The 26,528-nt window shown below is 41.3% G+C and carries 25 protein-coding genes and 1 pseudogene; 14 read left to right on the top strand and 12 right to left on the bottom strand.

The features are described 5' to 3' along the window. Genes plsX through pfkA form a run of 6 tightly spaced genes read right to left on the bottom strand, consistent with a single transcriptional unit; the run spans position 1 to position 4,669 of the window. A complete protein-coding gene (gene plsX, locus L6773_RS12940) occupies positions 1-993 on the bottom strand; it encodes a phosphate acyltransferase PlsX (protein ID WP_237854851.1) in 993 nt (330 codons plus the stop codon). A 15-nt stretch (positions 994-1,008) separates the two neighbouring features. Continuing rightward, complete coding sequence (gene rpmF / locus L6773_RS12935; protein ID WP_237854850.1) at positions 1,009-1,188, bottom strand: 50S ribosomal protein L32; 180 nt, start codon at positions 1,186-1,188, stop codon at positions 1,009-1,011. Between the two features lie 12 nt (positions 1,189-1,200). Next, positions 1,201-1,719 (bottom strand): YceD family protein, encoded by a 519-nt coding sequence (locus tag L6773_RS12930; RefSeq protein WP_237854849.1) that lies wholly within the window; start codon positions 1,717-1,719, stop codon positions 1,201-1,203. A 41-nt stretch (positions 1,720-1,760) separates the two neighbouring features. Further along, complete coding sequence (locus L6773_RS12925) at positions 1,761-2,396, bottom strand: deoxynucleoside kinase (RefSeq protein ID WP_237854848.1); 636 nt, start codon at positions 2,394-2,396, stop codon at positions 1,761-1,763. 1 nt (position 2,397) lies between these two features. Continuing rightward, a complete protein-coding gene (locus tag L6773_RS12920) occupies positions 2,398-3,690 on the bottom strand; it encodes a glucose-6-phosphate isomerase (RefSeq protein ID WP_237854847.1) in 1,293 nt (430 codons plus the stop codon). A gap of 10 nt (positions 3,691-3,700) precedes the next feature. Further along, positions 3,701-4,669, bottom strand: coding sequence for a 6-phosphofructokinase (gene pfkA / locus L6773_RS12915; RefSeq protein WP_237854846.1), 969 nt, complete (start codon positions 4,667-4,669; stop codon positions 3,701-3,703). 130 nt (positions 4,670-4,799) lie between these two features. On the opposite strand from pfkA, the gene L6773_RS12910 reads away from it, so the two are divergent. From L6773_RS12910 to L6773_RS12900, 3 genes are read left to right on the top strand one after another with little or no spacing between them, the layout of a single operon-like run. Beyond that, positions 4,800-5,816, top strand: coding sequence for a polyprenyl synthetase family protein (locus L6773_RS12910; protein WP_237854845.1), 1,017 nt, complete (start codon positions 4,800-4,802; stop codon positions 5,814-5,816). Between the two features lie 8 nt (positions 5,817-5,824). After that, positions 5,825-6,604, top strand: coding sequence for a UDP-2,3-diacylglucosamine diphosphatase (locus L6773_RS12905; RefSeq protein ID WP_237854844.1), 780 nt, complete (start codon positions 5,825-5,827; stop codon positions 6,602-6,604). Then, the gene (locus tag L6773_RS12900; RefSeq protein ID WP_237854843.1) at positions 6,594-8,891 is read left to right on the top strand and encodes a penicillin-binding protein 1A; all 2,298 of its coding nucleotides are present in this window, start codon (positions 6,594-6,596) and stop codon (positions 8,889-8,891) included. Before L6773_RS12905 ends, L6773_RS12900 begins: the two co-directional genes overlap by 11 nt. A gap of 395 nt (positions 8,892-9,286) precedes the next feature. Here L6773_RS12900 and L6773_RS12895 read toward each other — a convergent pair whose 3' ends face one another. After that, a complete protein-coding gene (locus tag L6773_RS12895; protein ID WP_237854842.1) occupies positions 9,287-10,042 on the bottom strand; it encodes a hypothetical protein in 756 nt (251 codons plus the stop codon). 182 nt (positions 10,043-10,224) lie between these two features. On the opposite strand from L6773_RS12895, the gene L6773_RS12890 reads away from it, so the two are divergent. From L6773_RS12890 to nuoH, 10 genes and pseudogenes are all read left to right on the top strand, one after another. Further along, a complete protein-coding gene (locus L6773_RS12890; protein ID WP_237854841.1) occupies positions 10,225-12,591 on the top strand; it encodes a glycoside hydrolase family 95 protein in 2,367 nt (788 codons plus the stop codon). 196 nt (positions 12,592-12,787) lie between these two features. After that, positions 12,788-13,177, top strand: a complete 390-nt coding sequence (locus L6773_RS12885) for an NADH-quinone oxidoreductase subunit A (protein WP_237854840.1) — start codon at positions 12,788-12,790, stop codon at positions 13,175-13,177. Between the two features lies 1 nt (position 13,178). Beyond that, entirely contained in the window at positions 13,179-13,661 is a 483-nt protein-coding gene (locus tag L6773_RS12880; protein ID WP_237854839.1) for an NADH-quinone oxidoreductase subunit B, read from the top strand. A gap of 7 nt (positions 13,662-13,668) precedes the next feature. Further along, positions 13,669-14,181: an NADH-quinone oxidoreductase subunit C gene (locus L6773_RS12875; protein ID WP_237854838.1), complete on the top strand. Its 513-nt coding sequence runs from the start codon at positions 13,669-13,671 to the stop codon at positions 14,179-14,181. A gap of 11 nt (positions 14,182-14,192) precedes the next feature. Continuing rightward, positions 14,193-15,485 carry an NADH dehydrogenase (quinone) subunit D gene (gene nuoD, locus L6773_RS12870; RefSeq protein ID WP_237854837.1) on the top strand — a complete coding sequence of 431 codons (1,293 nt, stop codon included), beginning with the start codon at positions 14,193-14,195 and terminating at the stop codon, positions 15,483-15,485. A 5-nt stretch (positions 15,486-15,490) separates the two neighbouring features. After that, on the top strand, positions 15,491-16,024 hold the full coding sequence (locus L6773_RS12865; RefSeq protein WP_237854836.1) for an NADH-quinone oxidoreductase subunit NuoE family protein: 534 nt from the start codon (positions 15,491-15,493) through the stop codon (positions 16,022-16,024). 3 nt (positions 16,025-16,027) lie between these two features. Continuing rightward, the gene (gene nuoF, locus L6773_RS12860) at positions 16,028-17,323 is read left to right on the top strand and encodes an NADH-quinone oxidoreductase subunit NuoF (protein WP_237854835.1); all 1,296 of its coding nucleotides are present in this window, start codon (positions 16,028-16,030) and stop codon (positions 17,321-17,323) included. Between the two features lie 109 nt (positions 17,324-17,432). Beyond that, positions 17,433-17,747, top strand: a pseudogene (locus L6773_RS21755) (four helix bundle protein); the annotation flags it as partial. A 45-nt stretch (positions 17,748-17,792) separates the two neighbouring features. After that, positions 17,793-19,526, top strand: coding sequence for an NADH-quinone oxidoreductase subunit G (locus L6773_RS12855; RefSeq protein ID WP_237854834.1), 1,734 nt, complete (start codon positions 17,793-17,795; stop codon positions 19,524-19,526). A gap of 123 nt (positions 19,527-19,649) precedes the next feature. Further along, positions 19,650-20,651: an NADH-quinone oxidoreductase subunit NuoH gene (gene nuoH, locus L6773_RS12850; protein WP_237854833.1), complete on the top strand. Its 1,002-nt coding sequence runs from the start codon at positions 19,650-19,652 to the stop codon at positions 20,649-20,651. A gap of 239 nt (positions 20,652-20,890) precedes the next feature. Here the strand turns inward: nuoH and L6773_RS12845 are convergent, their stop codons facing one another. From L6773_RS12845 to L6773_RS12835, 3 genes are all read right to left on the bottom strand, one after another. Continuing rightward, positions 20,891-21,346: an SRPBCC family protein gene (locus tag L6773_RS12845; RefSeq protein ID WP_237854832.1), complete on the bottom strand. Its 456-nt coding sequence runs from the start codon at positions 21,344-21,346 to the stop codon at positions 20,891-20,893. A gap of 590 nt (positions 21,347-21,936) precedes the next feature. Next, a complete protein-coding gene (locus L6773_RS12840) occupies positions 21,937-22,470 on the bottom strand; it encodes a hypothetical protein (RefSeq protein ID WP_237854831.1) in 534 nt (177 codons plus the stop codon). Positions 22,471-22,677: 207 nt separating this feature from the next. Beyond that, positions 22,678-23,628 carry an alpha/beta fold hydrolase gene (locus L6773_RS12835; protein WP_237854830.1) on the bottom strand — a complete coding sequence of 317 codons (951 nt, stop codon included), beginning with the start codon at positions 23,626-23,628 and terminating at the stop codon, positions 22,678-22,680. 234 nt (positions 23,629-23,862) lie between these two features. Between L6773_RS12835 and L6773_RS12830 the strand changes: the two genes are divergently transcribed. Then, positions 23,863-24,546, top strand: coding sequence for a sulfotransferase family 2 domain-containing protein (locus L6773_RS12830; protein WP_237854829.1), 684 nt, complete (start codon positions 23,863-23,865; stop codon positions 24,544-24,546). A 142-nt stretch (positions 24,547-24,688) separates the two neighbouring features. Here the strand turns inward: L6773_RS12830 and L6773_RS12825 are convergent, their stop codons facing one another. Both L6773_RS12825 and L6773_RS12820 read right to left on the bottom strand, forming a co-directional pair. Further along, positions 24,689-25,351 (bottom strand): hypothetical protein, encoded by a 663-nt coding sequence (locus L6773_RS12825; RefSeq protein ID WP_237854828.1) that lies wholly within the window; start codon positions 25,349-25,351, stop codon positions 24,689-24,691. 221 nt (positions 25,352-25,572) lie between these two features. Next, positions 25,573-26,526, bottom strand: a complete 954-nt coding sequence (locus L6773_RS12820; RefSeq protein WP_237854827.1) for an SPFH domain-containing protein — start codon at positions 26,524-26,526, stop codon at positions 25,573-25,575. Positions 26,527-26,528 lie beyond the last annotated feature (2 nt).

Raw genomic sequence — 26,528 nt, 5'->3', positions numbered from 1 at the left:
TCAGTTTTTTTCGTTTAGAGATGCTATAATTTTTTTGTTTATCTGTTGCTTCACGCAATGCACGGCGTTAAATATCATATTTTTTATAGCCACTGCCGAACTGCCGCCATGTCCCACAAGACTCATTCCATTTACACCAAGAAAAGGGATGCCGCCCACATATTCATAATTAAAAGCACTAAGTGATTTTGAAAGGATTCCAAATACCCTTTTTTGCATTTCGGGGTCGACCCCATCTTCTGCCATTGTTTTTTTAAGCAAATGTTGTAGAATTTCCGGAATTGATTCACCGAACTTCAGTAAAACATTGCCACAAAATCCATCTACAAGATAGATATCTGTTTTCCCGTACAAAATATCTTTCCCTTCAATATTCCCTGAGAAATAACTCAATGTTGAAAGTAAATTATATACTTCTTTATGGAGTTCCAATCCCTTTTCAGGTTCTTCACCCACATTCATAAGGCCGACTGTAGGATTTTTGATTTCTAAAATTTCCTTCGCAAGTATTCTGCTCATCTTAGCAAACTGGAGATACATCTCTGGTTTCAGTTCAAGATTAGCTCCTGCATCGGTCAGAAGACTCACACCTTTTAATGTGGGATAAGTAGCGGCAATTGTAGGCCGTATCACTCCTTCAAGTTTCCCCAGCATAAAAGTGGATGCAGCAAGCAGTGCACCGGTATTTCCGGCACTAACAAAAGCTTCGCATTCCCCTCTTTTATGAGCCGTGAGTCCAACGGCAATGGATGATGATTGTTTAGATTTGACGGCAGCAGCAGGCGATTCATTCATTGAGATTATCTCGGGAGCATGCAGAATATGAATTCTATCGGAATCGTACTCAACTTCCTGTAATTCCGACTGAATCATCTCTTTAGGCCCGACTAAGAGAATCTCTATTTCCGAATTTTCCTGTAATGCCTGAACTGCTCCTTGTACCGGTACTTTTGGAAAGTGGTCCCCTCCTACCGCATCAACAGCAATCACCATGTGGTTACCTTTAGATTAATTTGATGTATTAATCACCTGTCTGCCGCGATAGTATCCACACTCCATGCACACATGATGCCGCCGATGTAAAGCGCCACAGTTCGTGCATTCTGTGAGTTGAACCTCCGACAATCCATGGTGAGAACGCCTCTTATTTTTTCGAGACTTTGACGTTTTTCGTTTTGGATGTGCCATTTATATTCCGTTTTAAGTGTTCTTCAGTTTCTTCAATTCAGCCCATCTCGGGTCTATCATTTCATCCTCATCAGGTTCCGGTCCATAATGCTTTGTTTCAAAATCTTCCGGGTTTCCTTCAGAGTCTAAATAATCTGGATGTATTTTTCTGACCGGTATCTCTAGCATAATCGTATCACGTACCTCTTTTTCAATATCCAACACTAAATCTTCCGGTGGTATCTGCCGAACAGCGCCTTTTTCTGATTCTGTATCTTCAACGTTATCCGGCTCAAAAAGAACGTGATAGGAACCATTCAAATGTCTTACAAATGGTTTTAACGACCGATCACAAATTAATTCTGTATCCACATCAACAGTAAAATCTACTTCTATAAAATGATTCGTTCTAAAGAAGTTGACATGAACATTACCCTCTTTAAGAGTAATTTCATCATCTAATTCAAGATCGCCCTCAGATAAAGAAACATCACGTTCACTTTTACCGTCGGGTATCTCCTGTAATTCAAATGTTAATTTTGACGTTTCCACAATAGCTTTGAAAGATAGACAGAACTCTTTTTTTATGCAATTTAATTAAACAACCCAAATAACCTCTGCTCAATCAGCTCAAGCACTTTCCCTAAATCATCCTGGTTATTTACAAAATCAAGATTGTCTGTATCGATAATCAGCTTATCCTGGTTATAACGGTCAATCCAATCCTCATAGAGCCGATTTAACCGTTCCAGGTACTCAATTCGAATCGTATTTTCGTAATCCCTGCCCCGCTGCTGGATCTGTCTAACAAGTGTGGGTACTTCTGCACGCAAGTAGATTAACAGGTCAGGGGCTTCAAGATAATAAGCCATTTCATCAAAAAGAGCACAGTAGTTTTTATAATCGCGATCACTCATCAAGCCCATTTCGTGCAGGTTTTTCGCAAAAATCTCCACATCTTCGTAAATAGTCCTGTCTTGAATAAGACTTTGTTCCAGCTCCATTAGCTTTTTTTGATGTTGAAAACGGCTCGACAGGAAATAGATCTGAAGATTAAAGCTCCAACGCCTCATATCCTCATAAAAATCAGAAAGATATGGATTATCATCTACAGATTCATAGTACGTTTTCCATCCAAAATTTTTACCTAACAGCTCAGTCAGGGACGATTTCCCCGCGCCAATGTTACCTGCAATCGCTATATATTTTTTCCCTTTTCGATCTGGCATACTACACATCTTTACCTAATAACTTGTACATCGCTTTTTTATAACCTTCCACGCCAGGCTGGTTGAATGGGTTTACATCCAGCATATAAACATACACAGCTGTGAAAAGCTCATAAAAATAGATCAATTTCCCCAGCTGTTGTGCGTTCAACTCTTCAATAATAATTTTCAATACCGGAACCCCTCCTTCAGTATGGGCCTCAACAGTTCCGTCGAGCGCACTTTTATTAATCTGGTGAAATGATCTCCCGGAAAGATACCCAAGTTGATCGATATCTTCTCCCTGTGTTTCCTGTACTTTAAAATCAGAAATGGGTTTTTTAGCGACCAATATCGTTTCTATTAGATTTCTCCGGCCTTCCTGGATAATTTGACCAATGCTGTGAAGGTCGGTCGAATAGCCGGCCATCGCCGGAAACATCCCCTTCCCCTCTTTTCCTTCACTTTCCCCAAGCAACTGCTGGATCCATGCCGTGAAACCAATCAATTCAGGCTCAAATGATGTTAACACATCCAATGCATGTCCGTTCTTTAACAGCGCATATCGGAGAGCAGCATACTCAAGGATTGTTTCCTGGTCTTGCTCACGACCCTCATACTCCGAAACAGCTCCGTAATATAACGTTTGAATGTCGATACCGGCCACAGCAATTGGAAGTAAACCAACCGGAGTTAGCACAGAAAATCTTCCGCCTACGTCATCCGGGATAATATATTTCTGATACCCTTCCTCAGCCACAATTTTGTTCATAACTCCACCCTCTTTGCCGGTTGTTGCAATGATCCTGTCGGCGGCATCTTCATAAACCTCATGCATCCAGGCTCGAATTGTTCTGAACGCTAATGCTGTTTCGAGAGTAGAACCTGATTTTGATATTCCATTCAGATAAACACTTTTCAGTTCGCCATCCTCTTTTGGGGTTTGAAGATACTCCATCAACTGTTTCAGGTATTTGCCGCTCATGTGATGGCCGGCGTACAAAATCTCGGGACCATTATTCTTAAAGTAGGGGTTCAATGCCTTAATAACTGCCATCGCACCCGTGTACGATCCACCAATACCACATACAATAAAAATATCCGCATCTTCACGGATTCGTTCTGCATGGCTCGTTAATTCTTCAAGTTCGGCGTCATTTGGCTCCTTCAAAATTCGCTGCCATCCCAGCCATTCACTACCCGCGCCGGTTTGATTTTTTACTTGTTGGTATGTTTTCTCAGCCAATTCAAAGGCCTCTGCATACTCATCATCCGATACAAATGAGCGTGCACTTTTTACATCTGTTGTAATCATATCGTAACTATTATCTCAAAATTTTTGCGAGTGCAACCAAATCATTGTTGATCGCCTTTATCTTTCCAAAAGTATCCTTAAGCGGGGTGAATGTCACATTGTTATTTATGATTCCTACCATCACGTCACTTTTTCCCTGATCAATTGCCTGAACGGCCTCAAATCCCAACCGAGTTGCAAGCACCCGGTCTCGTGCAGTTGGATTTCCTCCTCTTTGAACGTGCCCGAGGATGGCAACTTTCATATCGTATTGCTCAAAATCTTTTTTGAGTGCCTCTGAAATTTTTACAGCTCCTCCAGTTTGGTCACCTTCAGCAATTACCACAAGTGAACTTCGCTTACGCGCTTTTAAAACCTTATTCAAAGATTCCCTGATTTCCGATAAGCTTGTCAAATATTCAGGTAGAACGATCATCTCAGCGCCACTTGCAATTCCGGTTTCAAGTGCAATAAATCCGGCATCTCTCCCCATTACTTCTATAAAGAATAATCGTTCATGAGCATCTGCCGTATCCCTGATCTTATCGATCGCTTCCATGGCTGTATTCAGTGCGGTATCATAACCAATGGTTTCATCCGTTCCAATCAGATCATTATCAATTGTAGCAGGTATACCAATTGTGTTAATTCCTTGCTCTTCCGAGAGAAGAGTGGCACCACGAAATGTCCCGTCACCACCAATCACAATAAGAGCTTCAACACCCTCTTTCCTGAGTTGATCACCGGCTCTCTTCCTTCCTTCTTCAGTACGAAATTCATCAGACCGCGCAGACTTGAGAATGGTACCACCCCGTTGGATGATCCCTGAAACATCAGTGTGCTGGAGATTTTCAAATGAACCGTCAATCAATCCTTTATATCCGTGGCGAACAGCCGTAACTTCAATGCCGAAATGCTTTGAACCACGAATGATTGCGCGAACGGCAGCGTTCATTCCAGGGGCGTCCCCGCCACTTGTTAGCGTGGCAATTTTTTTCAAAAGCTGATTCCTTTTATACGAAAGTTAGATTCTTTATTAGCTAAACTAAACAGCCCTAAAACTTTGCGCAAATAATTAATGAGCATAATTTGTATTTTCAACGATTGAAGTTTTAACCTGACGTAATTGAATGACGCAAGAGGTATTAAACCATACCGGTGATACTAACATAAAGAAAAGTTCTCTGAAAGAGATTACCGAACCCGTTCAGGAACACCTGAGTGTTTTTCGTGAATTCTTTAAAGATGAGATCAGCAGTGATGTATTTCTACTGGATCAAATTATACGTTACCTGCTCCGCCAGAAAGGGAAAGAGATACGGCCAACACTTGTTTTTATGACTGCACGAATGTTCGGCTCTATTGACAAGAGAAGTTTTGTAGCCGCTACCATGATTGAACTCCTGCATACGGCTACACTTATTCATGATGATGTTGTAGACGAAGCCGATAAACGCCGTGGATTTTTAAGTATCAATAAAATTTGGCGAAATAAAGCTGGCATTCTTTTAGGGGATTTTCTGCTCTCAAAAGGATTGCTAATCGCACTCGATCACAAAGAATACCAGTTACTCCATGTACTCTCTGATGCAGTTCGAGACATGAGCGAAGGAGAACTCCGGCAGTTAAAAACCTCCAACCTGTTCAACATGACGGAGGAGCGATATTTCCAGATTATTTCTGAAAAAACAGCCAGTCTTATTTCTGCTTGCTGTCAATGTGGAGCCATTGCCGCTTCGGACGACGAGAACATTATTGAGGGGATGAAAGAAGCCGGAATGAAAATTGGAATTGCCTTCCAGATTAAAGATGATCTTTTTGATTACGGGCTCGCAGACGTTGGCAAACCCACCCGGAACGATATCCAGGAGAGAAAAGTGACACTGCCGTTTATATATGCTCTCGACAACGCTTCAAAATTCGAGCAGTTAAATGCTCGCAGAATTATGAAAAAGCGAAATAAAACGCAGAAAGATATCGACAAGATTGTTCAATTTGTGCACAAGCACAACGGCCTGGAACTTGCTGAGACTAAGATGATCAACTATGCTGATGAGGCCCTTCAAATACTACAAACCCTTCCTATCCAACGTGGATATGATGACTTTAAAGCACTCGTCGAGTTTATCATCACAAGGAAAAAATAGCCGTTCACATGGTGCATATTTTTTTGTCTGATGTCCATTTGGGAATCCATGATGAGAAGCAAACCCGTAAGTTGGAAAAAGAGCTGATCAGGCTTGTGGACTATTGCCAATCCAACAGTATTCAAATCCATATCTTGGGCGACTTTTTCGATTACTGGATGGAGTTTCCGGATTACATACCCAGTTTGGGACAATCAGTTTTAGACCGGTTTGAAAGCTACAATGAGGCAATGGGAAACAACACAACGTTCATCACCGGTAATCACGATTTTTGGACCCTATCACACCTTGAAAAACTCGGTTTTAATGTTGAGCACGAATACGTACACCTTCAACTGGGCCAAAATAATCTATTTCTCTGCCACGGCGACGGGCTTAATGAAGATCAGTTTAAGCTAAAACGTCCTCTTCTTCACAGGTTCATTCGGCATCCAAAATTTGTTACATTCTATAAGTTTCTATTGCCGGGTAAAAATGGGCTTCAACTGATGAAAAAATTCTCGAATTTTACCCGGGATGAAAATTACATCAATACCGAACGGCTTAATAACTGGGCAGAGTTTATGTTCGAAAAATTTAATTTCGATTTAATTGTGTCAGGACACGATCATGTTCCGAGAATGGAAACTTTTCCCAAAGGAACCTATATAAATACCGGTTCTTTTCATCAGCACAGAACCGTTTTAAAATATACCAAAGGGGCCTTTGAACTCGTTAGCTGGAACGACAGCCTAAAAGAATTTCAACCATTTGAATATCAGTCTAAAGCAGACCTGAATGGACAATAATAACAACATTGATATGGACCGATACTTCAACGACCGGGAGTATCGTAAGAAGATCTCAGCTCAAAGAAATAAGAAAAAATCTTTTAGAGACCTGCTCTCGAAGAAAGTTGTAAAGATTGGCTTAATTACTTTTTCGGTTCTTTTTATTGCACTTTTTGGTTATGTGTACTACCTGTTTCAGGGACTTCCATCCATCCAGGAACTCGAAAATCCCAAAACTGCAATCGCTTCTGAAGTTCGCAGCCGTGATGGCGTAGTTCTGGACCGATATTTTGTTGAAAACAGAACCTATGTTTCAATCGATAATATATCTCCTCACGCTATAGATGCACTCATCGCTACTGAAGACCACCGGTTTTTCAATCACTGGGGTGTTGATTTTCAAAGTTTAATGAGGCTTCCCTACTACTGGCTTCAGCAGAGATTTGAGGGCGGATCAACAATTAGTCAGCAGCTTGCACGAAATCTATATCGGAAAATTGGTTTTGAAGTGACCGTAACGCGAAAACTGCGTGAGATGATTACCGCAGTACAGATTGAAAGCAACTACACCAAGCGTGAAATTATTGAGATGTATCTGAATACGGTTGAATTCAGCAATAGTGCATTTGGAATTGAATCGGCTGCACAAACCCACTATGGCAAACCGGCAATTGATTTAACACTCTCTGAATCGGCCAACCTGATCGGTCAACTCCAGGCTGTGTATGCTTACAATCCAAGACTATTTCCTGAGAGAGCCAAAACACGGAGAAATATCGTACTCGGCCAGATGCAAAAGCATGGATTCCTGACTGAGGAGATATTTATAAATTTGAGCGAAGAACCTATCGCACTGAATTATCAACCTCCGTCAAAAGCTGGCCGAGAGAGTCGATATTTTGGAGAATATGTGCGTCTTCAAGTAGAAGACTGGGCTGAAGAAAATGGGTACGACCTCTACTCGGATGGTTTGGTTATTTACACCACCATCGATTCGCGACTTCAAAAACACGCCGAAGCTGCTGTCCAAGAGAAGCTGGTAGAGTTCCAGGAAACATTTGAGAATGAGTGGACCTCCTATAATGGTGATTATATGGACGAGCTTTGGGATAAATACCCAAGCTTCCTGAGAAGTTTTATCCGCGAGACCGACCGGTATAAAAATGCTTTTTCCAAGTTAGAAACCGACCAGGAATCTGTGGTATTTAATCACCTGATGGCAGACTCTGTCTTTGTAGATTCAGTGAAACGCGTTAGAACAAAATTGCAGGCAAGTTTTACAGCCATCAAACCTGATAACGGTCACATTCTTGCATGGGTCGGTGGTGCGGATTTTGGCACCCAGCAGTACGATCATGTCCATCAATCCAAGCGTCAAGCGGGTTCAACATTCAAACCTTTTGTATATGCCGTTGCGATTGACAATGGCTATATGCCCTATCACAAATTTTCAAAGTATCCCAGCAGTTTTATTCAGCCAAACGGCCAAACTTGGGATCCGAAAGATCCGACTGTTCCCTCGGGACCACAAATGGTTCCCTTGAGAGAAGCACTTGCACGAAGTTTAAATAATGTTACAATTCGCCTGTTGCCTGAGATTGCCGGTGCGCCGGGAACAAACAGAACCCGGGAGCTGGAACCTGCCGCCCGAATGATTCGCGATATGGCAAGCAATCTTGGTATCAATGTTAGTGATTTTCCAGCGTACCCTTCCATTGCACTTGGAACGGCTGAGGTTTCTCTTCTTGAACTCGTAAGTGCTTATACAACCTTTGTAAATAAAGGTGTTCACATTGAACCCATTGCCATTACCCGTATTGAAGATAAAGAGGGAAATGTGTTGGTAGAATATTACCCGGAATATAGCCAGGAAGCCATTAGCCCTGAAACAGCTTATATGATGATCGACATGATGCGCGGGGTGATTCGCGGAGGAGAAGATTACCACGGTACAGGTGTACGATTGAGAAACGTTTACAACGTCCAACAGGATGTAGCCGGTAAAACCGGAACTACCCAAAATAGTGCGGATAACTGGTTTGTAGCCATGATGCCACATATTGTGATGGGATCCTGGGTTGGCGGAGAGGATCGCAGGATTCGCTTCCCAACCGATAATTCTTACAGTATTGGCCAGGGTGCCAGAACAGCTTTACCGATTGTGGGACAGTTTATAAATAATGTTACGGATGATCCCGAAGCCCCCTGGAGCTACGATGCATTTGAACCCCCACCGGGTTTTGTGATGCCGGAAGATCCTGCAAATACGGATCAAAACCGTGAGCGGGAACGTATTGGGTGGTAATTATTCATCTGACCAATGAAGCATTCAGCAGGAAAGAGATATTTTGCTGAGTAATTCTCTGTGAATTGATTCCAACATTAAATGTCACCTGTTCGGTAGTTACTGTATGACCGGCAACCATTGCAAACTCACCAAACAATGCAATTTTGCCCTGGCATTTGGTGCGTAGCCGCCATCCAATGTTTTGAAATTATTGTGAGATGAGTCGATTCAGAACGTTGTCTCCTCTCCAATTTTATAGGCAGGATCGGTGAGATTAATTGTAAAAATCGTATCAGCTGCTTGATGAGCAAAAATTGTAGACACAATAGAATCGGTTGACAATAAAAGAGAAAATAGAAGGATAAATTTATTGTTGGATTTTTTAGTGTATCGCCCCTGCTACAATAGTAATGTTATTCTATTTTCAAACTTTCTTTTGATTGTTGGTTCATAACATCAATACCCTCATCGAACTTATGAATGGATACACCACCTGTTGACGGCCATTTTTCAAGTTCAGCAAATCCATCACCATCGGTAAATACTCGCCCCGTACCACTGGGTATGAATATTCCAATACCCTGATCATCAATCACAATAATCCCGCCGAATGCATCGCGGATTCCATTATCATCAATCGTACCTGAAAGAAAATTTACGGATACCACGGTGTCTTGCTCTACAATATCCAGTTGCCTACCAAAGACTGAAAAGTTTTTCCCTTCCCCAATAATATGAGAATTTTCTCCAAGAAATGGATTTGAACCCAGTACAATTCTATCAAAATCAACCGTCAGGTTTTTGTTGTCCTGATTACTGAACCTAAATAATGTGTCTCTGAATCTGCCTCCGGGTTGTATACCGTCATTCGGAACATTTGTAGTTTCCAGTATTGTGGGTTGCATCATTACAGTTGCCTGTCCAATTGCCGAGCTTGCTGATAACAAACGCGCTTCCACGTTTGGCGGATTATTACCCCTGTAGATGGGAAAACCCAAATCGTTTTCAAGCACATTCAGAAGATCCTCGCCCAATAGATCAATAACCGGTATGCTGATACCATCCTCGAATTCAACATTTACACTACTGCCCGATTTACAGGAGAACAAAAATATGGACAGGACAACTATGCTGATTAAAAGAACTATGGTGGATCTATATCTGTACATATAAGAAGAGAAAAAAAGTGAATGATTGAATAAGTTGCATTTTATACGCCAATTATATTCTGAACAATAAACGGAATTTAATGATTTAAATTTCCAAACAACTTCTTATTGTTTATAATTCTGCTCGAATCCGGTGTGAATATCGACCGCAAAAAGCTCAATTGTAAAAAGTCCACCATTTCATGAAAATCAAAAACTTCCTTTTTCTTTTCTTAGGATTTTTATTCACCTGTAATGTTGTTTGTGCTGTAGATGTACAGACAGATCAAAGTTCAGAGTTTGATGACTCACATGTTCTATGGTACGAACAACCGGCTGAGGAGTGGATTGAAGCTTTACCCATTGGAAATGGCCGTTTCGGGGCAATGATATTTGGCAATCCAACTAATGAACGAATACAACTTAATGAAGACAGCCTTTGGCCGGCCGATGATAACTGGGGACTCGCCGACGGAGGTCCGGAAGATCTTGAAAAAGTTCGTCAACTGTTATTAGATGGGAACAATGTAGAGGCAGATTCCCTGTTTGTAGATAAATTTCTCAACAAGAATATCGTACGATCCCATCAAACTATGGGTGATCTCTTTATCGATTTTGAAATTGATAGCACCAGCAATTATCGAAGATGGCTCAATTTGGAAACCGCCGTTGTTGAATCGAAATTTACAGCTGATGGAAATTCAGTCAATCAACGTGCGATTGCTTCTCACCCACATGATGGAATTTTTATTGAATATTCCACCGACTCCGATGATGGACTTTCAGCAACGATCTCTATGAATCGGCCGGATGACCACGGTCATCAAACCGCTACTACTTTTGTAGAAAATGAGACATTGGTGATGCAGGGAGAGGTCACACAACACGGTGGTGAGTTTAAAGGTGAAGAAAGGCCAATTACCCATGGAGTAAAATTTGATACCCGGTTGAAAATCCATCATACCGGAGGAGAAGTAATATATCATGAGGACTCAATAGAGTTGAGCAACGTACAACATTTGACGATATATCTTGTCTCAAATACAGATTTTTATTCTGATGATTTTCAACAAGAAAGCAGGTCTCATCTACATGAAGTTTCAGAAATTTCATTTAATGAATTGTTGGAAGCTCATAATGAAGATTATCAGGAGCTTTATAACCGGGTAGATCTCTCAATCGACCATGAGCAGAAAACCCAACCGACGGATGTGCGCCTGCAACAAGTTGTTAATGGAGCGGATGATGTTGGCCTGGAAGAGATGCTGTTTAATTATGGACGTTATCTTTTGATCAGTTCATCACGAAAAGGAACCAACCCCGCAAACCTACAGGGTATTTGGAATCGGCATATCCAGGCCCCCTGGAATGCGGACTATCACCTGAATATCAATCTTCAGATGAATTATTGGCCGGCAAATGTTACCAATTTAGATGAACTGAATATGCCTTTATTCGACTTCCTGGACAGGCTTATTGAGAACGGAAAACAAACAGCACGCGTAAACTATGGGGCCGGCGGTTCCTTTTTGCCTCACGCAACGGACCTTTGGGCACCGGCATGGCTTCGATCTACTACAGCATATTGGGGCGCTTCGTTTGGTGCAGGTGGCTGGATGATGCAACACTACTGGCAACACTACCTGTTTACACAAAATGAGACTTTTTTACGTGAACGTGCATTCCCTGCGATGCAAGAAGTTGCCAAATTTTACAGCGACTGGCTGATTGAAGACCCGAGAGATGGCAAACTAATATCAGCTCCCTCCTCTTCACCGGAAAACAGGTTTATCCATGAAAATGGAGAACCTGTAGCACTCACACTTGGAAGTGCAAAAGATCAACAAGTCATTCATGAAGTATTCAGGAACTACCTGCAAGCTGCAGAAATTCTTAATATCGAAAGTGAATGGACCCATAAAATCAGCGAACAGATTGAGCAGTTGAGGTCCGGTATTCAGGTTGGGAGTGACGGGAGAATTTTGGAATGGGATCGCGAATATGAAGAGTTTGAACCCGGTCACCGGCATATGTCTCACCTTTATGCATTTCATCCAGGTAATCAGATCACTTATCAAAAAACACCCGAAATGGTGGAGGCCGCAAAACAAACCATGCAGTACCGAATGGAACATGGTGGTGGTCACACAGGCTGGAGCAGGGCTTGGCTGATCAATCTCCAGGCTCGTTTTTTAGATGGAAATCTCGCTCACAACAATATCATGCTGCTGCTTCAGAAATCAATGGCCCCGAACATGTTCGATCTTCACCCCCCGTTCCAGATCGATGGAAACTTTGGACTTACAGCCGGTATCGCTGAAATGTTATTGCAATCTCATGAAGAAGGTTTGATCAGAATTCTTCCGGCATTGCCCGATGCCTGGTTATCAGGTTCAATTTCAGGACTCAAAGCCCGCGGTAACATTACCGTTGAGATTGGTTGGAAAGATGGAAAGGCAATAGATGTGGTTCTTAGCTCACCCGTAGAACAAACAGTAGATGTAATTGTGAATGATAAAAAAATTCAGGCTCACCTGTTCCCCGGCGAGAACCTGCAATTGTTGGACTAGGTTATTTTTAAATGAAATATATTATTGATCATGCAAAAAAGACTTTATTTTAGAATCAGTCTAGATAGATTTTAATAACTCATTTTTTTAAAAAACAGTTCTACTTTGCCCTTAAGAACTGCTATATTCCTGCCGCTGCTACGTTGACATTCCAACTGTCTGGCGGTAATTTAGCATCTGTAAGAAATTAGCATCTATGTTTGAGCAATATTTACCAATTTTTGTACTCCTCGGCGTAGCATTTGTGTTGGCGCTCGCCTTCATGGCACTTTCCCGATTTCTCGGCCCCTATCGCCCCAATACGGTAAAATTAAAACCTTATGAGAGTGGTATGGATCCGGTTGGCCAGGCGAAAGACCGGTACTCAATCGCTTTCTACTTGGTAGCCATGGAGTTCATCGTTTTTGATCTTGAAGTTGTATTTCTATATCCCTGGGCTGTTCGCTTTTTAGATATGGGTACAGGAACGTTTGTGGCGATGACAGTATTTATTGTAATACTGTTTATCGGTCTTATATATACTCTAAAGAAGGGTACTTTAGACTGGGATATGAAAAATTTTAAATATGAGGCTTTGAAGAAGTAATATGGGAATAGAAAGCGCACTTGGTAAAGGTTACTTAACAACAAGGATGGATACGCTCGTAAACTGGGCACGATCCAACGCTGCATGGCCTATGCCTATGGGACTGGCTTGTTGTGCTATCGAAATGATGGCATTTGCAGGCCCACGATATGATGCGGCTCGTTTCGGTTCGGAAGTTATGCGGTTTTCTCCGCGACAGGCCGACGTGATGATTGTTGCCGGTTGGTGCACCTATAAAATGTCACACGCTATACGAAGGATCTGGGATCAGATGCCCGACCCAAAATGGTGTATCGCCATGGGGGCTTGTGCTTCTACAGGTGGTATGCATCGATGTTATGGTGTTGTTCAGGGTTGTGACAATTTCCTCCCCGTTGATGCTTATATCTCCGGCTGTCCGCCGCGACCCGATGCCGTTCTCCACGCACTGATGAAAATACAGGACAAAATTAAAACTGAGCATTCGATAATGCTTGACACCTGATCTATCTATGAGCTTAGAATTATCAGAACACCTTCAAAAAACAGTTGACCATTTATCTGAAAACTTTTCTGATAAATTGATTCATGTTTACCAATCATCCGGTGATACATTTATCATTGTAGATGCTGATTCCATACTGGAAATCAGCAAATATCTTAAAGAAGAACTACACTATATCTTCTTGAGTGATGTATTTGGGATTGATCGCTACACCTCAGATGAAAGGTTCGAGGTTGTTTATAACTTACTCTCTTTAAAGCATCAGCAGCGTGTGTTTGTAAAAATTCGATGTGAGGAGGAAAATCCCGAGGTAGACTCCGTTGTACCCATTTGGAAGGCTGCGAATTGGTTTGAAAGAGAAGTATATGATATGTTTGGGGTCTATTTCAGAAATCACCCCGATCTAAGAAGAATTTACATGCCGGAAGATTTTGAATATTTCCCACTGAGAAAAGAGTTTCCGCTTTTAGGGATACCCGGTTCAATTGAACTACCGAGTACAACGCCTGATACCGATTAAGCAGTACACTTATGAAATTAAAAGACATCCAAAGCAAGGTAAAACCCACTTTTTTCAAGGAACACCAGAGGAAACTCTATCAAAGCCTTGAAGATAAACATACTACCATTGAGGAGATGGATGATGGTGATCCGCTTACCACGAAGATGGTTCTAAACATGGGCCCTCAGCACCCGGCTACGCACGGTGTTCTTCGACTGGTTCTACAACTTGACGGGGAAACCATTGAAAAAACGAAAGTAGACATCGGCTACCTTCATCGTGGTGTTGAAAAAATTGCTGAGAACAAAACTTACCAGGAATTCATGCCTTACACCGATCGCATGGATTACCTCTCTCCCTACAACAATAATGTGGCACTCTGTACCGCTGTTGAGAAAATTGCTAACGTAGAGGTACCGGAACGCGCTCATTATATACGAATGATCGGTTGTGAGCTCGCACGAATATCATCTCACCTTCTCTGGCTTGGAACCATGGTGATGGATGCCGGAGCGGTATCGTTCTTTATCTGGACGTTTAAAGAGCGTGAAAAAATTTATGATATCATGGACCGGATTGGGGGGCACCGTTTTACGATTTCTCATGCCCGAATTGGTGGCGTGGCTAATGACCTGACGGATGAAGCAACCGGTGCTATTAAAGAGTTTGTTGAAACCTTTCCAAAAGAGCTGAAGGATTATCATAAGTTATTGGACAGAAACAGGATTTTTATTGAAAGAAATGAGGCTGTCGGTGTCCTTAAAACGGAAGATGCAATTGAAATCGGGGCGACAGGGCCAGTTTTAAGAGCTTGTGGCTATCCGGTAGATATAAGAAAAATCTCCCCGTATGCACGTTATTCTGAAGTAGATTTTGATATCCCAACGCGGCTTGAAGGCGATAACCTCGCACGATATTTTGTTCGAATGGAGGAGATGCATGAAAGTATTCGTATTATTGAACAGTGTCTCGAAAAACTCCCGAAAGGCCCCATCCGAATGGACGACGCTAAAAAATCATACCCTTCAAAAGATGAAGTGTACTACTCCATGGAAGGTATGATTCACGATTTTATGATGACAGACACCGGTATATGTCCGCCTGATGGTGCGGAAAGCTACCATGCTGTTGAATCTCCAAAAGGAGAACTCGGTTACTACATCCAGAGCGATGGAACCGGTCATCCATGGAGGCTCAAAATCAATGCACCCTCTTACACCAACCTGCAAGTTCTCGAAAATATATTGGACGGAGAAATGGTGGCAGACACCGTTGTGATTATTGGTGGAGTTGACCCGGTACTTGGAGAAGCTGACAAATAAGGATTATGGCATACGAATTCACGAAAGAAGACCTCAAAGAAATAGAAAAACTCAAAACAAAGTACCCGGAAGTAACTCCGGTCACTTTACCTGCCTTGTGGATTGCTCAGAACCGCTTTGGACATGTTAATCCGGAAGTTCAAAAATTGGTTGCAAAAACACTTGATCTGCCGGAAGCACATGTTCACGGTGTTGCTACTTTCTACACCCAATACTACAAGGAGGAGAAAGGAAAACACGTCTTAGACGTTTGCACATGCCTGAGTTGCCAGCTTTGCGGGGGATATGATATTCTGAATTACCTCGAGGATAAACTCGGGATCAAAAAAGGTGAAACAACCGATGACGGAATGTTTACCCTGAATGAAGTAGAATGTTTAGGTGCCTGCGGATATGCTCCGATGTTACAGGTTACAAATGATAAGTATGTAAATCACCTTACAGAAGAAAAAGTAGACAACCTTATTGAATCTTTGAAAAACGGTGAACAACCGGAGTATGAGAAAATCGGAATGCCACGGCGAAATAATATTAAATAGACTATGAGCAAACCCGACTGGAAAAATTTTGAACCCGTCCTGATTCCCGATATCCCTGATTTGGATCAGATTAAGAATTATGAAAAAAACGGCGGATATTCTGCACTGAAATCGGTTTTCACTGATAACGACAAGTGGCCGGATTCCAAAAGTGTGATCAACGAAGTTAAGGAAGCCAATATCCGCGGACGAGGCGGTGCCGGTTTTAACGCAGGGTTGAAATGGTCGTTCATGCCCCCTGCCGACGGAGGTCCACGTTATCTCGCTTGTAATGGAGATGAATCTGAACCGGGCACTTTTAAAGACCGCAAGATTTTTGAGTACAATCCACATATTTTTATTGAGGGTGCCTTGATTGCCGCTTATGCGATGGAGATTACCACAATATACGTGTATATCCGTGGCGAGTATAAATCCTACATCGACATGATGGAGGAAGCAATCCAGGATGCCTACGATGCAGGATATATCGGCAAAGACATTTTAGGGTCCGGTCGTGATATTGAATTTTATGTTCATTCCGGTGCAGGTGCTTATATCTGTGGTGAAGAGACATCTATGCTCGAATCCCTTGAAGGTAAACGCGGTTATCCACGAGTGAAGCCTCCTTTCCCTGCTCAAAAAGGATTATGGGGACGGCCAACCACCATCAACAATATTGAAACATTGGCGCATGTACCTGCGGTGATTAACCGAGGTGCTGAGTGGTTCAAAGGCGTTGGTGCAAAAAATCATCCCGGTCCTGTACTCTATGGAATTTCCGGTCACGTAAACCGACCCGGCGTGTATGAATTACCATCCGGTGTTCCTGTTCTTGACTTGATTCATGATGTTGCCCAGGGAATTAAAGGAGGCAAAGAACTGAAAGCTGTTATTCCTGGCGGCTCATCCACTCCCGTATTACGAGCAGATCAACTTGATGGAATTACAATGGACAGCGATTCCCTTCGAACTGTTGGTACCATGATGGGAACAGCCGGAATGGTTGTGATGGATGAAGACACAGATATGGTGGATGTGCTGTGGCGAATTGCACACTTTTATCATCATGAATCTTGTGGACAATGTACTCCATGCCGTGAAGGTACAGGCTGGCTTGAAAAAATATTATTGAAGATTAAAAATGGCGAAGGCGAAGTGAAGGATCTCGATCTTTTACTGGACCTTACCACACAGATGGAAGGACGGACAATCTGTGCTCTTGCTGATGCAGCTGCATGGCCGGTTCGTCATACTATCAATCGCTTCCGGGATGAGTTTGAAGCCCGGTGTAAGAAAAGCGTACACGCTCTGGCGTGATTGATGATTGTTGATTTGTGATTGTTGATTATTTTAAAACTCATCAAATTATCACAAAATTCAATCATCATGAGAAAAGATGAATTAATAAAACGAACAAAAAGCATTTGCCCATAAATGTGTAAAATTAGCTATCGCTTTACCAAAGACCGCTTTAGGAAATCACATAAAAGGGCAGTTAATACGATGTAGTACATCAGTTGCAGCTAACTATCGAGCAGCATGTCATGGTCAAACGAAAGCAGTTTTTATACACAAAATCGGTATTGTTATAGAAGAAGTGGATGAGTCCGAATTCTGGTTAAAGTTTATTATTGATGAAAAATTGAAATCCAATAAAATGGTGGAAGACTTAAGAAAAGAAGCATATGAACTGACTTCAATTTTTATCAAATCCAGGAAAACAGCTCAACAAAATCTATGATTGATCATTCAACAATCGACAATCAAAAATCAACAATTTAAAAAAATGCCCGAAATAGTCATTGACGGTCAGACATACGAATTTGAAGGAGAGCATAAGCTTCTCCAGTTTATTCAGGATCTCGGGAAAGAGGTACCATTTTTCTGTTATCACCCTTCAATGTCCATCCCTGCAAACTGCCGCCAGTGTATGGTGAAGGTAGGACAATATGTGAAGGACAAGGAGACCGGAGAATATGAGTTGGACGAAAACGGTGAAAAACAGATCCGTTGGTTTCCAAAGCTTCAGACTTCCTGTAATCTCACTATGTCTGATGATATGGTGGTTCACACTCAGGAAACCGATGATTTAGTAAAACGGGCTCAAAAAGATAACCTCGAATTTATCCTGATTAATCATCCACTTGATTGCCCGATTTGTGATCAGGCGGGTGAGTGTCCGCTTCAAATTCAAACGTACAAGTATGGTCCTGAAGGAAGCCGGTTTGAAGTGAAAAAAGTTCATAAGCCCAAGAGAGTTGAGCTCGGACCCAGGGTTACACTTGATGCTGAACGTTGTATCAACTGTACCCGATGCACGCGATTTACCCAGGAGATCAGTAATACACATCAATTGACGATCACTTCGCGGGGTGATAAGAATTACCCGACCACAGCACCGGGAGAAACCTTTGATGATCCATATTCAATGAATACCGTGGATATCTGTCCGGTGGGTGCACTAACATCATCTGATTTTAGGTTTAAAGCGAGAGTTTGGGAAATGAACCAGACTCCAAGTATCGATATTACGAATGGGAAAGGATCGAATATTGACCTGTGGACGCGTGACAATCTCATCCTGAGAATTACACCGCGCCACAATGAAGATGTTAACGATCATTGGATTCCTGATGAAGCTCGGGATGCTTATAAATTGTTCAATGAGAACAGAATTTCACGGCCGATACAGAAATTAGATGGTGAACAGATTCTTTCATCTTGGAATAACGCAATCGCTACATTTAATGAACAAGTAGCCGATACGGACAAAGACAAGATTTTAATTATCGGCAGTCCTCATGCATCCGTTGAAGAGAATTATGTCTTCAGCAAGTATGCAAACCTTCTGGGAATTGATCAGCCCGTATTTACGCCTAACATCGAAGAAGGAAAAGGTGATGGCTTTTTGATCACGGATGATCTTGCTCCCAATACAACTGGTTGTAAACTGTTGAATCTTAAAGAGAAGAAAGCTTCAGCCATCAAGAAATCAGTTAAAAATGCTGAACTGGTTATCGTATTAAGTGATCATTTATTGGATCGAAATGTTTTGTCACAGGAAGATTTTGACGATAAATTTGTGATCGTTTTTGCAACGAACCACTCTGATACAACAAAAGCAGCTGATCTTGTAGTGCCAATTACAACTGCCGCTGAACATGCAGCAAGCTATGTTAATATCGACGGACGAATTCAACGTACATTTCCTGCTAAGGAGACCAAATATTCCAACCGGCGGCTTGACCTGGAGATGTCTGAAGGTCGCTTAGATCGTTACGGAACCAACTTCGATAATTGGCGAACTGAAGAGAATAAGGTGGATTGTTTGCCACTTTGGAGATTTATGGCAGAAGTTTCTGATCAAAGCGGAGTGGATGTTGTATATAATTCCGGACGGGAAATCATAGAAGAAATTGCCGGTTTAAATGAAGCTTTTTCTGGTGTAAGTTATCCTGATATGGATGATAACAATGGAATTCAGCTTTCAATTGAAGGCACGAAAAAAACGAAAGCATAATAATAATTTTTAATGAAAAGTCATTCTGAGATTGACTCAGAACCTCTGTACTCAAAATTGGAACGGAGATCCTGAATTGCGTTCAGGATGACACAATTGAAATAATTCAAAACCTTTTAGGGGATGGCAGAAGTTACATTATCATCTTTCATAGTGCTGGGTGTGGCACTTTTCATGCTCTTGAACTCTGCAGCTATAGCTGTATACGCAGAACGGAGAGTTGCAGCTTTTATACAAAATCGTATGGGGCCAAACAGGGTTGGGCCGGCAGGTTTATTGCAACCGATTGCTGATGTTCTAAAACTTCTTTTAAAGGAAGATGTAACACCTACTGAAGGAAACAAGTTTATACACGCAGTAGCCCCGATGATACCCGTGATAACTGCTCTTATGACGGTAGCTGTTATCCCATTTGGCGAAGGGCTGTACGCTACAAATATTAACGCGAGTGTATTATATCTGTTAGCAGTTGCTTCTCTTGGCGTTTATGGTGTAACTCTGGCAGGGTGGGCATCCAACAGTAAATATTCTCTCCTTGGAGGACTCAGAGCTGCTGCCCAGATGATTAGCTACGAGCTTCCCCTGGGTATGGCAGTGGCTTCAGTTGTAATCTTTGTTGGCTCTCTTCGAGTCGTTGATATTGCAGCTTACCAGGAGACCTGGTGGTTTTTCTTTCTGAATCCACTGGGTGCAATTATTTTCATTATTGCTGCATTTGCGGAAAGTAATCGTACACCTTTCGATCTGGTCGAGGCTGAACAGGAGCTTGTGGGAGGATTCCATACGGAGTACAGTTCTATGAAATTCGGGATGTTTTTCCTCGCTGAATATATGCATGTGGTCATCAACTCTATGCTGATGACGACCTTCTTCTTCGGAGCCTACCACCTGCCTTTTGCCGGTTACTGGCTTCCCGAGCTTTCTCCTCTGGTAAAAGGTATTTTGGATGTGTCTGTGTTTACCATCAAAACTGGTTTCTTCATGTTCCTTTTCATTTGGGTACGGTGGACCATTCCACGCTTCAAATACAACCAGGTGATGAAACTTGGTTGGTCGAGATTGCTTCCGCTTAGTATCGCGAACTTTATCGTGATTGCGGCAATTCTCTTCTTTATAGTCAATTAACAGGGGACAACACTGTTAGTTATAAATCCGGCTATGTGGAATTCTAACTTAGCAAGTGTAAAATGGAAAGTTGAGTCTTCTTCCAAAATTCTGCGATTTCGAGAGAATCATAATTCGCATATTTTTGTAATTCTATTCAACTAATCTATTGAGTTGACAAAGCAAGAATATGATAAACACCGAAATAATTAGAAATGTGACCGCACAAGATCGATAGAATTATTTTATCGCTTTTCTCATTAATACTTGTTTTCTATCATTTGCTTACAGTTAATAACAGATTGATTGAGATTTTTACTCATCAATCTATTAATGAATATAGTCTCCAGCAGCCTTCCTAAAAGTTTAAAATTGGGCATTAGTTGATAGTCAGTAGAGTGAAATAGAATACTGGTGCCATCCCCATTATCTTCCACTCGCATTTTCAGAGTTGCTTTAAAATCCGATTCATTGCATTCATGAGCCTGCATATGAGGCGCATCAAAATAGGTGATTTCCCATTCCGTTTTCGATTTTTTAAGACCAATTTTCGATGACTCATGGTAAACAGTACCTAGCTTAACTGGATTTTCTGTTGTATGAATAAGTGACTTCATCACAACGACCCACTCCGGGGCTTTTTCAATATCACTAATAAATTCCCATACCTGTTTTTGAGGGGCGTTTATTCGCTTTGTAATCTCAACTTTTGGCATACCCAATAGATATTAATTGATCTTTTATGTTTCTTTCTAATACAATTCGACTCCATTGATATACTCCCAAACAATGCTACTTGTTACAAATAGGTATGTATGAATTGTTTTACTCCGCCATAGTTTTTTACTAGCATCATGATCAAATTATTTTGATACCTTTAGCTCAATATTCTTATGAGCAGACCTTCTTTATTATTTTTGGTTTTTACCGGATTGCCACCATTAATTTAAAACCTTCAACTCATTTACAGCAGTTGGTTTCTTCGGTTAGCTGTTTCAATGATAATGGATTTTTTTTAGGTTTTTAAAAGCTGAATTTCTCCCGCTCCCAATATGACACTAACGGAACAGGTAGGGAGAGCACCATCCAGCAGAAGTCCCGGAATCATTCCCTATTTGATAAGCTGACGTTCAATGAAGTCTGGTTGTAGCGGCATATCAACAACTTCTTTTTTGGTTAAAAAGAGTTTTCGGGATATGAACCGTCAGTAACTCCTTTGACGGGCATTAAATTAGAAGATAAGCTCAGAAATTAACTGGCAATCCCGATTACAGACAAGGTCATGATTTAGATTTATCACCATTCGCTACTTGCCTAAGGGTATCTTTAGAGAAAGTTTCGGTTCCAAATCCCAATAATCAACTTTACTTTGAGTGGGTGCCACGCCAAGCCCCAAGCGAACCGGACCTCTCTCCCAAACATCAATTTTAACAAAAAATCCAGTTAGGGCACCGGCTGTAATACCACTTAGCAATCCAATTTTTGCACCGGATAGAAAAGCATCCCCATTACTACTTGCAGAAGAGCAATTGATTTCCGTCGGTCTACAGGGATCATTTAGAAGTGATGATAGAGCACCAATTATCATAGTTCCGGCAACTGCACCTATCAACACACCCTCTCCTATTGTTCGTTTCTTGCCGGTCGATACCTCTAAATTTTGGATCAATGAATCAGAAATATAAATAAGTGAGTCTTGGTGAGATAATACAAGAACAGTGCCTGACATCTCAGATATGGTACCCTTTATTCTTTCCATAGGGTCTACAAACGGAGCTGTAACTCGTACACGATCGCCCACTTCTACTCTATTTATCTGGGCATCAGCCGATGAAATCATTATAACCGTCAGTAGTAGAAACAAGCATAGTACATTCTTCAGCCAATTCCACCTAATAAATTCTACTTTAACTTTTTCTGTTTGACGGGTATCGCTTTTCTCAGGAAGTAAGTTGACCATCGTATTCGGCCTCTTTAATTCATAAATCCAACAAGTGCTGAGTGCTGGTTTTTTGAGATTCAGTTTAGATGCTTAAGTTCGCAGTTACTACTCCAACGAACCAAGAAAAGTCTGAAGTTCGTTCATTAATTGATCCGGTTGTTCAATAAACGGAAAATGACCTGAATTTTGTATGACTGACAAATGGGAATTTGAAATAGTGGAGTCCAATTTTTGACCGCTTATCTCAACCGCCGGTTCACTGCTTCCATACACTAAAAGTGTTGGTATTTGCAGCGAACTCAACGACTCGTAGAGATCATAATTCGAAAGTTCAGCCATTAAACTTCCAAATCGCTGGCTCCGAACCATATAATCCTCAGGAATATAAAAGTCCAGGCTATCAGCAAGTGAAGGATTTTCAAATTGATTCCGGAATGATATAATCAGAAGTTGTTCAATCGCTTTTGGAGGATCGTTTTGAAAAAGCTCCGAACTCATCAGTTCCTGACGTTCCAGGCTGTCTTCTACCGATGTTCTCCGGGCAACCATTTGCGATTCCTGCCTCCAGTCTTCTGTATTCGCCGGCATAGAATTTAGCAATATCAGTGAGTTCAGGTTCGAGGGGTACTTGATCGCATACTTCATCGCCAGCAAACCGCCCCAGGAATGCGCCAGCAAGTGTATATTATCAAATTGGAACTCCTGACGCAGAGCTTCGATATCTTCCACGAAATTGTCCAATGTAATACCTGAACGATCCACATTGGCAGATGACCTGCCACTAAGCCTTTGATCATAATATAGCAGTTGATAATTTTGAGCAAGCGGTTCAAAAGAGGATTCAAGATACCCGTGATCCAGCACCGGCCCACCGTGAATAATAATAATCGGCTCCCCCTCCCCCACGATATTGTAGTAAATTTCAGTACCGTTTATGGATAGAGTGCCTTCCTCTGCCGGAAGTTCCTGCCGGAAGTCGGCTTCTCCACAGGATTGCAAGATCGGGAGAAAACAAATTGTGATAAGGAGAAATTCTCTAAAAGTTATTTGAAGCATTTTTAAATTTTCTTGTTGGTTTAAAAAAAAGTATTCAAACCCAATGCAATTCCAAAAACAGGATTCTTAATATTTTTTGAGAAGCAGAACTATGTGATTCCGTTCCAATAAGACTCTTCGGGAAAGCTATTTGAAAACCATAATCATATAAAGTGAAAATTTATTCTGCAAGTTTTATAGCGGCTTTACATATTTTGGCAATGAAAAAGACATAATAAACACTAACAGACAAAGATGTTTTCCTTTTTAAATGTGCATAAAAAAATAAATAAGCTATTAAAGACAGCCTTCCAAAATCATCCAAAGAGAGTGGGGGTTTTTATTTCGATTCCCAAGAATGGCAGCAATTCAATAAGAAAGGTTCTTGATATCGGAAAAAACAGAGATCTTGACAATACAAATTCAAAATTTATTCATGAAAATCACCAAAGAGGAGTGGTCTTAAAAGAAAGATATGACCTTGAAAATCTGTTTGTATTTTGTTTTTCTCGAAATCCTTATGACCGAACTGAATCCTGGTATCGATATCATAAAAATTTGTGTTTAAAACCCTATACGGAATTGTCTTTTAGAGATTGGATAATGGAAGGCATGCCTCACCATTTTCATCAGCAAAACCTAACAAATTGGAGCAGAGAAGGATTGACACCTTTATTACAATATAACTTTGTAGAGGGTTGTAACATTGATTTTACAGGCAGGATTGAAAATTTTGAAAATGACATCGCATTATTAATTGACAAACTTAATGAAATGTGTCTAAAGGCTGGAGAAATGCCGGATTTCAAAAATACCAACCTGAATGTTCATCTCAATGTAAGTGAGAATAATAAAACAAATTCTTTCACACCTGAGTTAATTGAAAACGTTTATTCACTTCTTAAAAAAGATTTCGACTATTTTGGATATTCAAAATAGGTGGGTCATCATTTTGAGATTCATCAGATAAATTTTAAGCAAACATCAATTCACTAGACTTGCCAATCAATCATACGATGATTGATTAATGAAAGCTTCTAGTCACATTTTCTTTGTTGAATCGGAACCTCAGTCATTAAACTCAAAATTCATTTGTTTTCTTTTGAACATCATACTTATTCCCTGATGCATCCTGGTAGGTATTTTCATCGATTTTTTCGAGTGTTAATATCTCTTTCTCATCAGAAACTCTATCATTCAATTTCATCAAAATAGGTATTACAAGCGTTTCAAGACCTACCAGAATGGCGACCACAGTCATGGTTCTGAAATAAAGTTGATTATCAATCTCAAACCATATTCCCGCTATAATCTGTACCCCCAGAATTGTAATGGTAACGGCTGTCGTATGCTGAACCCATCTCTTATCATCAGCCAAAACGGGTAAATAGAGAAGTAATGAATGCGCAAATGAAAATGCAAAGACAACGGCTGCAATTGTGATATCAAAATAGAGGTCACCCCCAATCTCCGCCCAAATCTCGGTAATTATCAGAATTGCACTTAAAAGCGAGAAGACCATTCCGCTAATTCCCGCCGGTTTGAAATTTCTTTTCTCAAGAAAAGCAGCACAGGACATTGCGCAGATGCTGGCAATAGATATGGTAAATGTAGTTCCTAAAATTCTTGCCTGCACATCTCCGACTTCTCCACTTACAACAGTGAGAATGGCAATTACAGCCGTAAGAATTAAGAAGCCGATAAACGACTTCAGGAAAAGACTTTTTATTTCTGAGTAATCCATCAAGAAGAATACTTATTGAAGCATAATATCAATGAATTCATTGCCAGTCATTTCCAAATTCCTGGTTTATCACAATCCATTTGATTTGAAGCAGAGCTTCAAACTTGTGTTCCGGAGATGATCTTCGGTACAAGAATCCTAAAGTTATCGGATGAGTCTTATCACCTTCTATTCAAATTAGAGAATTATCTATTCATCCGATAACCCCTTGTTAGAGATTCTTACTCTTTCTTCCCCGTCGCATCAGAGCCTAACACCATCTTATCCAGCGACAAACCCTCCATCAAGGCATCGTAATTGGTAATATCTTTGGGCAGAATTATATCATTCTCATCCCGGCCGAGCCCTTCCAAAACATCAAGATATTTTTCGGCAAGTTGTAGCTGCATCGCCTCTTTCCCGCTCGGCTGACTCAGTGCATCCGCAATCTGCTCTATTGATTTTGCGGTAGCTTCTGCAATCGCTTCAATCTCCTGTGCTGTACCCTCAGCTTCATTAATTCGTTTCTGCATCTCAGCTTCAGAGATGTTGATAATTTGTGTACGCATCCCCTCTGCGTCATTTACATTTGCACCTTTCACACCTTCTGACTTTGCAATTACCGCACGACGATCTCGTTCAGCTGTCATCTGCCGCTCCATTGCTTTTTGCACGGTTCTCGGCGTCATGATATTTTTGATTTCGTAGCGATGAACCTTAATCCCCCACGGGCGCTCCATCTCACTCAGTACTTCTACAACTTCCTTGCTCATTTTGGCGCGTTCTTCGAATGTTTGGTCAAGATCCATGATACCGATCACAGACCGGGTAGTCGTTTGCGCAAGCTGAACGGCCGCATAGCGATAATCAGTGACACCATAGCTGGCATTGACCGGATCCATTACGCTGATGTAGATCACCCCATCCACTTCCACCTTTACATTATCCCTGGTGAAACATTCCTGTGGTTCCACTTCAATCGTTTCTTCTCTTAAATCCTGCTTGTAAACCACCTTGTCGATAAAAGGTACGAGAGCGTGAAAACCCGCGCCGAGTGTTTTATGATAATTTCCAAGCCTTTCTACAATAAAATTGAATTGATTGGGCACCAATCGTATGGCTCGTACGAATTGGAACATCACATAAACCGAAAAAATCGCCAACAGCAGCTGACTAATTGTATTTAAAATCTCCATAA

Origin of the sequence: Rhodohalobacter sulfatireducens, from assembly GCF_022012475.1 — a bacterium.
GTDB lineage: Bacteria > Bacteroidota > Rhodothermia > Balneolales > Balneolaceae > Rhodohalobacter > Rhodohalobacter sulfatireducens.
This window is presented reverse-complemented; position numbering and strand designations above follow the sequence as displayed.

Excerpts from the sequence above, each read along its gene's own strand:
- plsX (WP_237854851.1), bottom strand. The coding sequence starts at position 993 with ATGGTGATTGCTGTTGATGCGGTAGGAGGGGACCACTTTCCAAAAGTA.
- rpmF (WP_237854850.1), bottom strand. The coding sequence starts at position 1,188 with ATGGCACATCCAAAACGAAAAACGTCAAAGTCTCGAAAAAATAAGAGG.
- L6773_RS12925 (WP_237854848.1), bottom strand. The coding sequence starts at position 2,396 with ATGCCAGATCGAAAAGGGAAAAAATATATAGCGATTGCAGGTAACATT.
- L6773_RS12920 (WP_237854847.1), bottom strand. The coding sequence starts at position 3,690 with ATGATTACAACAGATGTAAAAAGTGCACGCTCATTTGTATCGGATGAT.
- L6773_RS12910 (WP_237854845.1), top strand. The coding sequence starts at position 4,800 with ATGACGCAAGAGGTATTAAACCATACCGGTGATACTAACATAAAGAAA.
- L6773_RS12905 (WP_237854844.1), top strand. The coding sequence starts at position 5,825 with ATGGTGCATATTTTTTTGTCTGATGTCCATTTGGGAATCCATGATGAG.
- L6773_RS12900 (WP_237854843.1), top strand. The coding sequence starts at position 6,594 with ATGGACAATAATAACAACATTGATATGGACCGATACTTCAACGACCGG.
- L6773_RS12895 (WP_237854842.1), bottom strand. The coding sequence starts at position 10,042 with ATGTACAGATATAGATCCACCATAGTTCTTTTAATCAGCATAGTTGTC.
- L6773_RS12890 (WP_237854841.1), top strand. The coding sequence starts at position 10,225 with ATGAAAATCAAAAACTTCCTTTTTCTTTTCTTAGGATTTTTATTCACC.
- L6773_RS12885 (WP_237854840.1), top strand. The coding sequence starts at position 12,788 with ATGTTTGAGCAATATTTACCAATTTTTGTACTCCTCGGCGTAGCATTT.
- L6773_RS12880 (WP_237854839.1), top strand. The coding sequence starts at position 13,179 with ATGGGAATAGAAAGCGCACTTGGTAAAGGTTACTTAACAACAAGGATG.
- L6773_RS12875 (WP_237854838.1), top strand. The coding sequence starts at position 13,669 with ATGAGCTTAGAATTATCAGAACACCTTCAAAAAACAGTTGACCATTTA.
- nuoD (WP_237854837.1), top strand. The coding sequence starts at position 14,193 with ATGAAATTAAAAGACATCCAAAGCAAGGTAAAACCCACTTTTTTCAAG.
- L6773_RS12865 (WP_237854836.1), top strand. The coding sequence starts at position 15,491 with ATGGCATACGAATTCACGAAAGAAGACCTCAAAGAAATAGAAAAACTC.
- nuoF (WP_237854835.1), top strand. The coding sequence starts at position 16,028 with ATGAGCAAACCCGACTGGAAAAATTTTGAACCCGTCCTGATTCCCGAT.
- L6773_RS12855 (WP_237854834.1), top strand. The coding sequence starts at position 17,793 with ATGCCCGAAATAGTCATTGACGGTCAGACATACGAATTTGAAGGAGAG.
- nuoH (WP_237854833.1), top strand. The coding sequence starts at position 19,650 with ATGGCAGAAGTTACATTATCATCTTTCATAGTGCTGGGTGTGGCACTT.
- L6773_RS12845 (WP_237854832.1), bottom strand. The coding sequence starts at position 21,346 with ATGCCAAAAGTTGAGATTACAAAGCGAATAAACGCCCCTCAAAAACAG.
- L6773_RS12840 (WP_237854831.1), bottom strand. The coding sequence starts at position 22,470 with ATGATTTCATCGGCTGATGCCCAGATAAATAGAGTAGAAGTGGGCGAT.
- L6773_RS12835 (WP_237854830.1), bottom strand. The coding sequence starts at position 23,628 with ATGCTTCAAATAACTTTTAGAGAATTTCTCCTTATCACAATTTGTTTT.
- L6773_RS12830 (WP_237854829.1), top strand. The coding sequence starts at position 23,863 with ATGTTTTCCTTTTTAAATGTGCATAAAAAAATAAATAAGCTATTAAAG.
- L6773_RS12825 (WP_237854828.1), bottom strand. The coding sequence starts at position 25,351 with ATGGATTACTCAGAAATAAAAAGTCTTTTCCTGAAGTCGTTTATCGGC.
- L6773_RS12820 (WP_237854827.1), bottom strand. The coding sequence starts at position 26,526 with ATGGAGATTTTAAATACAATTAGTCAGCTGCTGTTGGCGATTTTTTCG.